This is a genomic window from Pseudomonas sp. KH_050 (genome assembly GCF_057838875.1).
In genome coordinates this window covers 3,777,775-3,790,398 of record NZ_CM174478.1, presented here as the reverse complement: position 1 = coordinate 3,790,398, position 12,624 = coordinate 3,777,775, and the positions used below count along the sequence as shown (strand labels likewise).

Genomic DNA, 12,624 nt, shown 5'->3' with positions numbered 1-12,624 from the left:
GCGTTTTTCATTCCTGCGCCTGCAGAAACAGCGAGAACAGTTCGGACTGGGACTTGATCCCGAGCTTGCTGTACATGTGCTTGCGGTGGACCTTCACGGTCTCTGCGGAAATCGCCAGTTTGCGAGCGATCTCCTTGTTCGAGCAACCGCTGAGCATCAGGCGGCCGACTTCCATCTCACGCGCCGACAGAGGCGAACTCAGCTGCCTGGTGGCTGATTCCAGGCGGCTCTGCCAGCTGGGTGGCAGCTCCGGGGACTCTTTCATCTCCCGCTCGAACACCAGGCGTTGCCGCATCAGGGCGCCGACCCAGGGTTGGATCAGGCCGAGCAAGGCAATTTGTTCCAGGCTGAAGCGGCACTGGCTGCCCAGAGACAAGCTGAGGGTCCGCTCGGTATCGAGCTGGACGTTGATGTGTACCTCGTCGGTGACGATGTTGAGGCGGAAATAACGCTGATAGTAGTCGGTCTGCTCAAAGCACTCGGGTGCGACATCGTCGAGGCGGAAAAGGCCGCTCTGTGGTGCCTCGCGGTTGGCGAGATAGAACGGGTCGAGCAGGTACAGACCCTTGAGATAGTCCTGGAACAGCGAATCCATGCCACCGTCCTCGCCGGGAGATTCGGCCAATACCTGCGGCCTGCCCGAACTGAAGATCAGCACCACCCAGTTGTCCACGGGTACGTAACGGCCGAGCAAACGCACCAGCGCCGTCCAGAAATTGGGTCGGTCCAGCGTTTCGATCAACCGGCCTACCGCGTCATGCCAAGCCACGTCCTGCAATGTCAGATTCATGTTGCTACCCATTGAGGGGTACCCCATCGATGTCATTTCTTGCCGCTGTGCGGCGCCCCATACTCTGCCCAGCCCTGGCGGGTGCTGTTTGCAGATCGGGCTCTTGATTAACCTGTGCAAGGAACAGAGATGAAGATTGAATTGGTGCAGCTGGCTGGCCGTGACGGCGATACAGTTTATAACCTGGGGCGTACCTTAAAGGCCATCGCTTCCTGCGCGGCTGACACGGATCTGTTGGTCTTCCCGGAAACCCACCTGACGGGGTTCGTCGATGCCGGGCAATTGGCGAGCGTTGCCGAACCCCTGGATGGCCCGACCTTGCACGCCATCGAGCAAGTGGTGCGCGAGCGTAATGTCTCGGTGGTGGTCGGCATCGCCGAGAATGATGACGGTATCTTTTACAATACCTCCGTGTTAGTGACGCCTGAAGGTATCGCCTTACGCTACCGCAAGACCCACCTGTGGCCATCGGAGCGCGGGGTGTTTTGCCCGGGAGACCGCTATGTCACGGCGCTGTGGAAGGGCGTGCGGGTCGGGATCCTGATCTGTTATGACATCGAGCTGCCGGAAAGCAGCCGTGCCCTGGCCCAGCTGGGCGCCGAGCTGATCATCGTCACCAACGGCAACATGGACCCTTACGGCCCCGTCCATCGCACCGCGATCATGGCCAGGGCACAGGAGAACCAGGCGTTTGCCGTCATGGTGAATCGAGTGGGAGAAGGCGATGACGGCCTGGTGTTCGCTGGCGGCAGCGCGGCGATCGACCCGTTCGGCCGGGTGTTGTATGAAGCCGGGCGCGAAGAGTGTCGGCAGGCGGTCCATCTGGATCTCGATCAGCTCAAGACTGCCCGCCGCGATTACGATTACCTCAGCGACCGGCGTTTGTTCCTGGCGGGTGAACATGTCGAACACCCGGACGGTCGTCGCGAACTGCTGATTCCCTGACCCGCGCCAGTCATTCGGACAACAACAGGTCTTCGATCTCGCCGATGTCGACCCTGCCATAACAATCCATACATTAGCAGGCGCAGCGCTTGTCTACGGACATGCCGCTACCGCTCTGGAGTATCCAGATGATTGCGATCCGCTGTTTGCAACTGGCCCTGGCTTCAGTGTTCAGTTTCAGTCTCGCCCAAGCCGACGCCGCCGAGGCCCAGGTGAATATCTACAATTGGTACGACTTCATCGCTCCGGATGCGACGAAAAACTTCCAGAAGGAGACGGGCATCCGTGCGATGTATGACGTGTTCGACAACAGCGATGTCATGCAGAGCAAACTCATGGCCGGTCGCAGCGGCTACGACGTCGTGGTTGCCACCGGCGACCTGCTGCCGAACCTGATCAAGGCCGGTGTGCTCAAAGAGCTGGATCAGACGCAATTATCCAACTGGCCTCATCTCGACCCGGAGATTCTCGCCAAGTTGCAAAGCAATGATCCGGGCAATCGCTATGCGGCTCCGTACATGTGGGGCACCACCGGGATTGGCTATGACGCGGACAAGGTAGCGTCGATCCTCGGCCCGGACGCGCCGGTGAACTCTTGGGACTTGATCTTCAAGGAGGAGAACCTGGCCAGGTTGAGCCAGTGCGGGGTGGCGATGCTGGACGCGCCCGGCGAGATCATCCCGATCGCGTTGCATTACCTCGGACTGCCCCACAATAGCCAGAACCCGGAAGACTACCGCAAGGCCGAGGCATTGCTGCTGAAGTTGCGTCCGCACATCCGTTACTTCGACTCATCGAAATTCATCACTGACCTGGCCAACGGCAACGTCTGTGTGGTGCTGGGTTGGGCGGGGGGAGTCCAGGACGCCAAAACATCGTCAGAGTTTGCCGGCAATGGTCGCAAGATTCGCTACAGCATCCCCCGTGAAGGCGCACCGGTGTGGGTGGAAAGCATGGTATTGCTCAACGATGCGCCCAACCCGAAGCAAGGCTTGGCGTTCATCAACTACATGCTGCGCCCGGAAGTGATCGCTCAGTCGTCCAACTACCTGAACTACCCGAATGCCAACAAGGATTCCAGGTCGCTGGTCGAGGAGAAGATTCGCAACAACCCTGACATTTATCCGAGCAAAGAGGTACTGGGCACACTGTTCCCGCTCGAGCCATTACCGCTGAAACTGGAACGTGTACGTACCCGGGTGTGGAGCAAGGTCAAGAGCGGCAGTTGATCGGGCTATCTACACCTCTTTTAAAGACTGTGAATACATGTGTACTGCAACGAGGAGCCTGATAGATCACGCTTGACGTGGTGCTTCGACAGGCGGCGTACCGTCGTGAAACAGCTGCTTGAGCTGCGCGCGCAGTTCCGCCGAATCGGTGTGCTTATGCGCAGCCACCGCATGCTGCACGGCTGCCTCGAGCAGTTCGTTTTCGGAGTCTGCCGATAGCGCGACCGAACACTTGATAGCGCTCGGGAATTCGCGGCAATCGATGTATTTGCGGGTCATGGTGGTCTCCTCCGGTGACGGCAGGCTGCGGCGCCTGGCGAGCGAGCACTGGGTACGCTGCGCGGATACGTTGGATACGACGGCGTGGCGCATCGAGTGAGTTTCGGTACTTGAAGTATATGCCAGGGGAGGAATCGGCTGGTTTGAGCCGACCCGAGGGTACTTGGCGCGATAACCCGCGCCGTGCAAGGATGCCTGCAATGAATTGCGTTTGCCGGGGTGCCTGCCATGGCCACCACTGAAGTTTCGCCACGCCTGACCAGCAGGCGTCTGCGGGCCTTGCACAGAGACGGCTTTGTCTTGTTGCCCAAGGTGCTGAATGGCCTGCAGATTGAAACCCTGCGCAATGCTATTGATCACCTCAAGCCTCAACACTGGGACTACAGCGGTCTGCTCGATCATTACGCCTGTGTGTTCAATCGCGACCCGCTGTGGCTGCCGTTTCTCGACCTGCCCGGGATCATCGAGTTGGCCGAAGCAGCCCTCGGCGACGATTGCCACCTGATCGGCCAGACAGCCTGGCGCAGTCACCCCGGCTTCACCGGCCTGGCACTGCACCTGGATTATCTGGTGATGGAGTTGCCACCCGACCTGTTGGCCGATCCGGGTTTCCTGTTGCCGATGCAGATCTGCACGGTTCACCTCTACCTGGATGATATCGACGCCGACCTGTGCCCGACCCGCGTGATCCCCGGCAGCCACCGCGCCGGACGCGCGCCGGTTGTCGGCGAAACCCAGTGGCAAGGCCGCCTGGCACAACCTGTGTTGTGCCAGGCCGGCGACGCCCTGATGTTTCGCAGCGAACTATGGCACGCCGGCAGCAACAACCGGACCCCCGACCGCACCCGCTACCTGTTGCAGGTGCATTACGGCCGGCGAATGGTGGCGCAGAAATTCGCACCATACCTGCACTGGCGCTTCAATCCTCAAGTGCTGGCCGCCGCCACGCCGCGCCAGTTGCGGCTGCTGGGCGATCATCTGGAGGCTGAATATGACTGAACTGGCTGGGCAGGCAACCTCGATTATCGGGTAGGGCTCAGGAAGCTCGCTGGCGAATGAATGTGCGCATTGTTTCACCCTGTCGGGTGCGGAACTCGGTGGGTCTGGCGCACCCTTCATCGCCGGCAATGAAGACGAAATGATCACCTTCGAGGGTGTAGCTGGCGGGCAGCTGTTTTCCTTGATCCGCACCCATCGAATCGATCCAGGTAATGGATTTTGGCGTGGTGGACGCATCGAGGGTAAAGCTGCCGGCCAGCAGCACAGTGCCTTCTGGGGTGACCACGGTGAATTGGTGGCCCGCTATGGTGGTCAGCGCGCCAGGTGCTCCATGTTCATCCGGCGGGTTCAACACGCCGCTGTCTTCCAGGGCGACTTGTTTCCAGGGACCTTGCAGTGCATGCAGGTCCATTTCGCTGCGGGTGTCGTCCTGAGGGTTGAAAAAACCAGACATCTCAATTCCTTTTATTGACGTGACGTGACGTGACGTGACGCTCTGCGATGCAGGCGTCCTGCGGACTGGAAAATACCTTGTTGGCGCCGACGATGGCTACCCGTCTGGATGGGCAGCGCTCATCGGGGCCTTGAAGGTGTCCAGTGAAGCTAGACGTAAGGCTGACCACTGAAGCCTCTAGGGAGGCGTTGCTGACCAGGCATATCAGCCAGTCTTTGCATCCAGGATGCGCGCCAGTCAACCGATGCGTGAGCGACCTTGGCTTTGCGTGCAGCCCTGCGCGCTGCGTTGCGGCTGTCTTTTCGAGCATTCTTGAAGGCGTCGGTGTTGCGGCAGCTGCGGCATTTCACCCGCGCAAATTCAGTGGTGGAAATGAGGTTGTCGCCGTGGCGACCGCAGGCTAGATGGCCGGCGGTCCGGTAGTGGGTAACCATCTGAAAATCTCCTTCGCAGTGAATGCGGGACAGGGATTCGCAGCCTGATTAATGGAGTGAAACAGGCCGAAGGCCCTTGATTGGTCACGATCCCTTCAGTGTTAGACCGTGGCCGCTGTGGCTCGTTCGCCATCAGGTTGCCAGGGGTATTTTCTTCAATACAGGTGGCGCAGCGCTCTTTAACTTGAGCTCTGGATTAACCCTGCTGATATGAAGAAGGTGTGCAATGAGCTTGATTGTTTCCATGGCCGCGTTTGCGCTGGCGTCCTCGATTACCCCTGGACCGGTCAATATCGTCGCCTTGAGTTCGGGCGCGCAATTCGGCTTTCGCGCCAGCCTGCGGCATGTGGCCGGCGCGACCCTCGGGTTCGTCCTGTTGTTGGTGCTGATGGGCCTGGGCTTGCATGAAGTGCTGCTGCTCTGGCCGTCGCTGACGCGTGTGGTGCAACTGGCCGGGGTGGCGTTTCTGTTGTTCATGGCCTTCAAACTGGCGGTCGACAATGGTCAACTGAACACGGACGGCACGGGCAGGGCGCCATCGATGTTCTACGGTGCGCTCATGCAATGGCTCAACCCGAAAGCCTGGCTCGCCTGCGTGGCGGGGATGGGGGCGTTCGCGGCGAATGGCGAGGCATCGCTGGTCTGGAAGTTTGCCGCGGTGTATCTGGTGGTCTGCTACGTGTCGGTGGGGTGCTGGGCTTATGCCGGGACTTTTCTGCGTCACTATCTGGGCAATCCCAAGGGCATGCGCTTGTTCAATCGGTTGATGGCGTTGTTATTGGCGGCGAGTGCGGTTTATTTGGTGTTGCCGTAGGCGGACTGTGGAAGGTAGTTCAAAAGTCGAACGCAGTCCCTGTGGCGAGGGGGTCTTGTGCAGTACTTGTGATGCGCTCAGCCCCGATACTGCCCCGGCGTCGCGGCCAGGTGCTGTTTGAAGGCTCGTTGAAAATGCGCCTGATCGGCAAACCCGGCCTCCAGTGCTACATCGGCAATCAACTTGCCACTGCGCAGTTGCGTCCGGGCGAACTGGATGCGGCGGTTGACCAGGTACGCATGGGGCGTCATGCCATAGTGCTGTTTGAAGGCGCGGATCAGGTAAGAGGCCGATAGCTCTGCCGCCTCACAGATGTCTTCGAGCTTCAGGGCCGAGGTGCAGTTGTCGCGAATGTAGGCTGCGGCCCGTTCCAGCTTGATGTTGACCTCGCGACCGGAGAGTCCTGCCGGGTTGAGCGTGTGCTGCAGTTCGGAAAAAAACCTCACCGCGGCTCTGTGTTTGTGCCGTGTTTCGAGCTGTTCGTCGACCAGTACCTCATACAGCCGGTTCAACCCTGCATACAGGTGGGCGTCGGTGCTGTGGGGGGTGGAAAAGGCCCGAAAGCCCGGCTCCGGACTGAAGCCCAGTTGGTGCTGAAGCTCGGTGAGCCACGGCGTGTCGACGTAGAACATCCGATAAGACCAGGGCTGGTCGTCGATCGGGTTGCAGGCGTGGACTTCGCCGGGGTTCATCAGCACCACGGTACCGGCGCCGACCCGCAGCTGGCTGTTTTCATGGATATAGGTGCTGCGCCCGGCGGTGATCGCACCGATGGAAAAGTGCTCGTGGGAATGCCGGGCATAGCAGACCTCGCGACCGTCCGCGATGGAGCGGGCTTCGATGAACGGCAGGGCCGGGTCACGCCAGAAGCGTGGCGACTTGTCGGCATCTTTCACGGGGTTTCGGGGCATCGTCAGGCGTCCATCGGCAGGCCGGTCCTGGAGTGTATTAGCTCTCGCCGGCAAAGGCTTGCCGGAGTGAGGCGATGTCGATTTTTTTCATCTGCAACAGGGCTTGCATGGCCCGCTGCGATTTTGTCGTGTCGGGGTCTTTCAGCATGTCCATCAAGGCGACCGGAACGATCTGCCAGGACAAACCGAATTTATCCTTGAGCCAGCCGCATTGCTGGGCTTGTTTGTCTCCACCATCGGACAGGCTGTTCCAGAAGTGATCGACTTCCTCCTGGGTCTGGCAATTGACCTGCAGCGAAACGGCTTCGTTGAAGGTAAATACCGGACCGCCGTTGAGCCCGGTAAAGGTCTGACCATCGAGCTCGAAGCTGACGGTCATCACCGAGCCTTCGGGCCGGCCGTGAACCTCGAATCCGGCTTTGCCATAGTGAGTCATGGCGGTGATCTTCGAGTGATCGAACAGCGAGCAATAGAAGTTGGCAGCAGCCTCGGCCTGGTAGTCGAACCACAGGCATGGGGTGATCTTCTGAATGCGTTGCATGGCGGTTCTCCTCTTCCGGCAGGACGCTGAGATAAAGCGTAGCCCGCGGATAGTTGTCTGGCCGTGCCGTAGATCGACAAAGGCCGCTTGGCCCCTGAGTGAAAAAAGCCGCCTGGATGAAGCCAATGTTAGTCAGTTAACGAAAGTCTAAAGTCTTGTGAGCACTTGTGGCGAGGGGGCAAGCCCCCTCGCCACAGGTTTTGCGTTCGGTCCTTCCTTTCTTGACTGACTGGCATTGCCCGGATGAGGCGGCCTATGCATGACCGGTGGTCGATGAAGGTGGCCGGTGCAGCAAAGTGCGCTTAGCTGTATGGATAACCCAATGCGCGCGTAGGCCAGCAAGGATCACAGCGACGCAGCTCCAGGACACAGTGAGTCCTGCGATCGGCATGAGGCGCTAGCCATGCTTACTCTGCAACTGGCGGGGGTGTGAGATGAAAAGACACCTGTTTCTCGGGTCTATAATGCTAATCGGCCTGGGCGGTTATGCCCCGGACTTGTTTGCCGCCAATGAGGCGGCGTTGGCAGCCTTTACCACGGTGCAGAATGTCTTCCAGAGCCCGCGGTGCCAGCACTGCCACATCCCCGGCGATTCGCCATCGGGCCTGGAGACGACCCGGCCAAGTGAGAGGGGTGTTGTGGAATAGACTCGCGTGTGGACTGAGTCAAAGGAACATACATGCCAAGGGAGTGCGTGATGCTGAACCCAATCAAACCTGTCAATGAGAGTGTCCGCGTAGAGACTTTACGCTCGTTGAATGTCCTCGACACCTCCCCGGAGGAGCGCTTCGACCGGCTGACCCGTTTGGCCAGGCGCGTGTTCAATGTGCCGATCGCCCTGGTCAGTCTGGTGGACGCAGACCGGCAGTGGTTCAAGTCCTGTGATGGGCTGGCGGCCAGTGAAACCGGGCGGGATATTTCTTTTTGCGGCCATGCGATCCTCGAGAACCACATCCTGATGGTGTCGGATGCGCAGTACGATGAGCGCTTTCATGACAACCCGCTGGTAGTCGGCGATCCAGGCGTTCGTTTTTATGCAGGCTGCCCGCTGACCGCCGCCAATGGCAGCACACTCGGCACCTTGTGCCTGATCGACACCAAACCCCGGCAACTGGACGACCAAGAGCGCGAGCTGTTACGTGAGCTTGCGCGCATGGCTGAGCAGGAGTTGGCGGCAGTGCAGGTGGCGAGCATGGATGAACTGACGCTGCTGTCCAATCGCCATGGTTTCGAGGCCCTGGCCCAATACGGGTTGAGCGCCTGTGAACGGTTGAAAAAACCGGCGACGCTGCTGTTTTTTTATCTCGATGATTTCAAGCAGATCATCGACCTGTACGGCCATGGCGAGGGTGATAACGCGCTTAAAACCTTCGCTGACGTGCTTCGCATCGCATTTCGTGAGAGTGATGTGGTCGGCCGTTTGGAGGGGGATGAATTCGTGGCGTTGCTCACCGGTTCCCATCTCGTGGAGACTTCGCTAATCATGGCGCGCCTGCAAAAGATTCTGGATGAGCGTAACTCGACCTTGCAGCGCGGCTACGCCATCCACTTCAGCGTCGGCCAGATCGAATTTGACCTGCAGCGTCACGAATCGATCGAGGGGCTGCTGGCTGATGTCGACTGGGCGATACACACCCATAAGCAGGTTTTCAGAAAACGCTAGTCCTGCGTGGGCCGCCAGAAGATCGCAGCCCGTGTAGGAGCTGCCGCAGGCTGCGATCTTTTGATCTTGCAGCCATAAAAAAACCCGCCGATTGGCGGGTTTTTTCACAGCAGGGGCATTACTCTTCGAGGTTGCCCATGGCGGTGGTGTTGAAGCCGCCGTCTACGTACATGATTTCGCCGCTGATACCGGACGCCAGGTCCGAGCACAGGAAGGCGCCGGCATTGCCGACTTCGTCGATGGTGACGTTACGACGCAGCGGGGTTTGCGCTTCGTTGGCGGCCAGCATTTTGCGGAAGTTCTTGATGCCGGAAGCGGCGAGGGTGCGGATCGGGCCAGCCGATACGCAGTTCACGCGGGTGCCATCCGGGCCCAGGGAGCCGGCCAGGTAACGCACGCCAGCTTCCAGGGAGGCCTTGGCCATGCCCATAACGTTGTAGTTCGGCATGGTGCGCTCGGCGCCCAGGTACGACAGGGTCAGCAGGCTGCCGTTGCGGCCTTTCATCATTTCGCGGCCAGCCTTGGCCAGGGCCACGAAGCTGTAGGCGCTGATGTCGTGAGCAATGCGGAAACCTTCACGGGTGGTGGCTTCGGTGAAGTCGCCGTCCAGTTGGTCGCCCGGGGCGTAGCCGACGGAGTGCACGATGCAATCCAGGCCGTCCCACTTCTTGCTCAGTGCTTCGAAGACCTTGACGATTTCTTCATCGCTGGCCACGTCGCACGGGAAGCACAGCTCAGGGCTGGAACCCCAGCCTTGTGCGAACTCTTCGACACGACCCTTGAGTTTGTCGTTCTGATAAGTGAAGGCAAGCTCAGCGCCCTCGCGATGCATGGCGGCAGCGATGCCGGATGCGATGGACAGCTTGCTGGCGACACCGACGATCAGTACGCGCTTACCGGCGAGAAAACCCATGTGTTGCTCCTCTCTTCAGGTTATTCGACAGCTGTTGGGGCCAGGAAAGCGGCCTCCAGCAGCTGCTGTGTATAGGGATGTTGCGGTGCGGCAAAAATATTATGCGCGTCACCCTGTTCGACCACTTGGCCCTGCTTGACCACCATCAGCTGGTGGCTGAGCGCTTTGACTACCGCCAGGTCATGGCTGATAAACAAATATGTCAGGTTGTACTTGGTTTGCAGCTTGCGCAGCAGTTCCACCACTTGGCGCTGGACTGTCCGGTCGAGCGCCGAAGTGGGCTCGTCCAGCAGAATCAACGCCGGTTTTAGCACTAATGCCCGGGCAATGGCGATTCTTTGCCGTTGCCCGCCAGAGAACTCGTGGGGGTAGCGGTTCCGGGTTTCCGGGTCCAGGCCTACTTCCACCAGTGCTGCGATAATCGCTTGTTCCTGCTCTGCCTCCGTGCCCATCTTATGGATCCGCAGCCCTTCACCGACAATCTGGCTCACGGACATCCGTGGGCTGAGGCTGCCGAAGGGGTCCTGAAAGACCACCTGCATTTGCCGTCGCAACGGCCGAACCTGTTGCTGCGTCAGGCAGTCTAGCTGCTTGCCCTCGAAACGGATTGCCCCTTTGCTGCCGATCAACCTCAAGATCGCCAGGCCCAGGGTGGATTTGCCGGAACCGCTTTCACCGACGATCCCCAGGGTCTGGCCCTGGGGCAGGCTGAAATTGATGCCGTCCACCGCTTTCACGTAATCGACGGTGCTGCGCAGAAAACCTTTCTTGATCGGGAACCAGACTTTCAGGTCCTCGACTTCCAGCAACGGCGCGCCGGCCACAGTGCCCGCCGGGTTGCCGCGAGGCTCCGCTGCCAGCAGTTCCCGAGTGTAAGGATGCTTCGGCGCGCGGAACAACTCTTCGCACGATGCCTGTTCGACGATGCAACCGCGCTGCATGACACATACACGATGCGCAATTCTTTGCACAAGGTTCAAATCGTGGCTGATGAGCAGCAATGCCATGCCCAGACGCGCCTGCAATTCCTTGAGCAATTCGAGGATTTTCAGCTGAACGGTCACGTCCAGGGCGGTGGTCGGTTCGTCGGCAATCAGCAGTTCCGGCTCGTTGGCCAGGGCCATGGCGATCATCACGCGCTGGCGCTGGCCACCGGACAATTCGTGGGGCAGGGCCTTGAGGCGTTTGTGTGGCTCGGGGATGCCGACCAGTTCGAGCAATTCCAGGGTGCGTTTGGTCGCGACTTTGCCGCTCAGGCCTTTATGCAGGTGGAGCACTTCGTTGATCTGTTTCTCGATCGAATGCAGCGGGTTCAGCGAGGTCATCGGCTCCTGGAAGATCATCGCGATCCGGTTGCCGCGGATGTGGCGGATGGTTTTCTCTCTGAGGCTCAACAAATCCTGGTTGGCATACAGGATGGCGCCGGTCGGATGGTGTGCCAGGGGATAGGGCAACAGGCGCAGGATCGAATGGGCGGTCACCGATTTGCCTGAACCGCTTTCGCCCACGAGGGCCAGGGTTTCGCCGCGCTTGATTTTGAAGCTGACGTTTTCGACCGCCAGTTGACGGCGCTCGCCGGCGATAAATTCGACGGAGAGGTCGCGGACTTCGATCAGAGTGTGCTGATTCATTTTACTTCCTCGGGTCGAAGGCATCGCGAGCGGACTCGCCGATAAACACCAGCAAGCTCAACATGATCGCCAGCACGGCGAAGGCACTCATGCCCAGCCACGGCGCTTGCAGGTTGGACTTGCCCTGGGCCACCAGTTCGCCGAGGGACGGCGCGCCGGGCGGCAGGCCGAAGCCGAGGAAATCCAGGGCGGTAAGGGTGCCGATGGCGCCGGTGAGGATGAAGGGCATGAACGTCATGGTCGAGACCATGGCGTTGGGCAGAATGTGCCGGAACATGATCGCGCCGTTCTGCATGCCCAGCGCTCGGGCGGCGCGCACGTATTCGAGGTTGCGCCCGCGCAGGAACTCGGCGCGCACCACGTCGACCAGGCTCATCCAGGAGAACAGCAGCATGATGCCCAGCAGCCACCAAAAGTTTGGTTGCACGAAGCTGGCGAGAATGATCAGCAAATACAGGACCGGCAGCCCGGACCAGATCTCCAGGAAGCGCTGCCCGGCCAGATCGACCCAGCCGCCATAGAAACCCTGCAAGGCCCCGGCGATCACGCCGATGATCGAGCTGAGGATGGTCAGGGTCAGGGCGAACAGCACCGAGACCCGAAAGCCATAGATCACTCGGGCCAGCACATCGCGGCCCTGGTCGTCGGTGCCCAGCCAGTTATCGGCCGAGGGGGGCGCCGGAGCCGGGACTTTCAGGTCGTAGTTGATGCTCTGGTAGCTGTAGGGAATCGGTGCCCAGAGGATCCAGGCGTCCTTGGCCTTCAGCAGTTCGCGGATGTACGGGCTCTTGTAGTTGGCTTCCAGCGGGAATTCACCGCCGAAGGCGGTTTCCGGGTAGCGCTTGAGCGCCGGGAAATACCAGTCGCCGTCGTAATGCACCGCCAGCGGTTTGTCGTTGGCGATCAGCTCCGCGCCCAGGCTCAGGCCGAACAGGATCAGGAACAGCCACAGCGACCACCAGCCGCGCTTGTTGGTTTTGAACAGTTCGAAACGGCGGCGATTGAGGGGGGAAAGCGTCAT

The 12,624-nt window shown here is 59.9% G+C and carries 14 protein-coding genes and 1 pseudogene; 6 read left to right on the top strand and 9 right to left on the bottom strand.

Features of this window, described 5'->3' with window-relative positions:
* Positions 1-7 precede the first annotated feature (7 nt).
* Complete coding sequence (locus AC3IUA_RS17190) at positions 8-790, bottom strand: helix-turn-helix transcriptional regulator (RefSeq protein ID WP_489355650.1); 783 nt, start codon at positions 788-790, stop codon at positions 8-10.
* A 129-nt stretch (positions 791-919) separates the two neighbouring features.
* Here AC3IUA_RS17190 and AC3IUA_RS17185 point away from each other — a divergent pair, with 129 nt between their 5' ends.
* The gene (locus AC3IUA_RS17185) at positions 920-1,735 is read left to right on the top strand and encodes a carbon-nitrogen hydrolase family protein (RefSeq protein ID WP_489355648.1); all 816 of its coding nucleotides are present in this window, start codon (positions 920-922) and stop codon (positions 1,733-1,735) included.
* Positions 1,736-1,863: 128 nt separating this feature from the next.
* Positions 1,864-2,964, top strand: coding sequence for a polyamine ABC transporter substrate-binding protein (locus AC3IUA_RS17180; protein ID WP_489355646.1), 1,101 nt, complete (start codon positions 1,864-1,866; stop codon positions 2,962-2,964).
* Positions 2,965-3,030: 66 nt separating this feature from the next.
* Here the strand turns inward: AC3IUA_RS17180 and AC3IUA_RS17175 are convergent, their stop codons facing one another.
* Positions 3,031-3,243: a DUF1059 domain-containing protein gene (locus AC3IUA_RS17175; RefSeq protein ID WP_489355644.1), complete on the bottom strand. Its 213-nt coding sequence runs from the start codon at positions 3,241-3,243 to the stop codon at positions 3,031-3,033.
* Positions 3,244-3,471: 228 nt separating this feature from the next.
* On the opposite strand from AC3IUA_RS17175, the gene AC3IUA_RS17170 reads away from it, so the two are divergent.
* Positions 3,472-4,242 (top strand): phytanoyl-CoA dioxygenase family protein, encoded by a 771-nt coding sequence (locus tag AC3IUA_RS17170; protein WP_489355642.1) that lies wholly within the window; start codon positions 3,472-3,474, stop codon positions 4,240-4,242.
* Between the two features lie 37 nt (positions 4,243-4,279).
* Here the strand turns inward: AC3IUA_RS17170 and AC3IUA_RS17165 are convergent, their stop codons facing one another.
* Positions 4,280-4,696 carry a TIGR03067 domain-containing protein gene (locus AC3IUA_RS17165; RefSeq protein ID WP_489355640.1) on the bottom strand — a complete coding sequence of 139 codons (417 nt, stop codon included), beginning with the start codon at positions 4,694-4,696 and terminating at the stop codon, positions 4,280-4,282.
* 149 nt (positions 4,697-4,845) lie between these two features.
* Positions 4,846-5,130 (bottom strand): hypothetical protein, encoded by a 285-nt coding sequence (locus AC3IUA_RS17160; protein ID WP_489355638.1) that lies wholly within the window; start codon positions 5,128-5,130, stop codon positions 4,846-4,848.
* Positions 5,131-5,356: 226 nt separating this feature from the next.
* Here AC3IUA_RS17160 and AC3IUA_RS17155 point away from each other — a divergent pair, with 226 nt between their 5' ends.
* Positions 5,357-5,944: a LysE family translocator gene (locus AC3IUA_RS17155; protein ID WP_489355636.1), complete on the top strand. Its 588-nt coding sequence runs from the start codon at positions 5,357-5,359 to the stop codon at positions 5,942-5,944.
* 77 nt (positions 5,945-6,021) lie between these two features.
* On the opposite strand, the gene AC3IUA_RS17150 is transcribed toward AC3IUA_RS17155, so the two are convergent.
* Positions 6,022-6,855 (bottom strand): AraC family ligand binding domain-containing protein, encoded by an 834-nt coding sequence (locus tag AC3IUA_RS17150; protein WP_489355634.1) that lies wholly within the window; start codon positions 6,853-6,855, stop codon positions 6,022-6,024.
* Between the two features lie 37 nt (positions 6,856-6,892).
* Positions 6,893-7,396: a VOC family protein gene (locus AC3IUA_RS17145; RefSeq protein ID WP_489355632.1), complete on the bottom strand. Its 504-nt coding sequence runs from the start codon at positions 7,394-7,396 to the stop codon at positions 6,893-6,895.
* Between the two features lie 434 nt (positions 7,397-7,830).
* Here AC3IUA_RS17145 and AC3IUA_RS17140 point away from each other — a divergent pair.
* Together AC3IUA_RS17140 and AC3IUA_RS17135 are read left to right on the top strand one after the other, a co-directional pair.
* Positions 7,831-8,037, top strand: a pseudogene (locus AC3IUA_RS17140) (hypothetical protein); the annotation flags it as partial.
* A gap of 56 nt (positions 8,038-8,093) precedes the next feature.
* A complete protein-coding gene (locus AC3IUA_RS17135; protein ID WP_489355630.1) occupies positions 8,094-9,059 on the top strand; it encodes a GGDEF domain-containing protein in 966 nt (321 codons plus the stop codon).
* A 118-nt stretch (positions 9,060-9,177) separates the two neighbouring features.
* Here AC3IUA_RS17135 and fabI read toward each other — a convergent pair whose 3' ends face one another.
* Genes fabI through AC3IUA_RS17120 form a run of 3 tightly spaced genes read right to left on the bottom strand, consistent with a single transcriptional unit; the run spans position 9,178 to position 12,624 of the window.
* Complete coding sequence (gene fabI, locus AC3IUA_RS17130) at positions 9,178-9,972, bottom strand: enoyl-ACP reductase FabI (RefSeq protein ID WP_489355629.1); 795 nt, start codon at positions 9,970-9,972, stop codon at positions 9,178-9,180.
* A gap of 20 nt (positions 9,973-9,992) precedes the next feature.
* Entirely contained in the window at positions 9,993-11,603 is a 1,611-nt protein-coding gene (locus AC3IUA_RS17125) for an ABC transporter ATP-binding protein (protein ID WP_489355627.1), read from the bottom strand.
* A gap of 1 nt (position 11,604) precedes the next feature.
* Positions 11,605-12,624: an ABC transporter permease gene (locus AC3IUA_RS17120; protein WP_489355625.1), complete on the bottom strand. Its 1,020-nt coding sequence runs from the start codon at positions 12,622-12,624 to the stop codon at positions 11,605-11,607.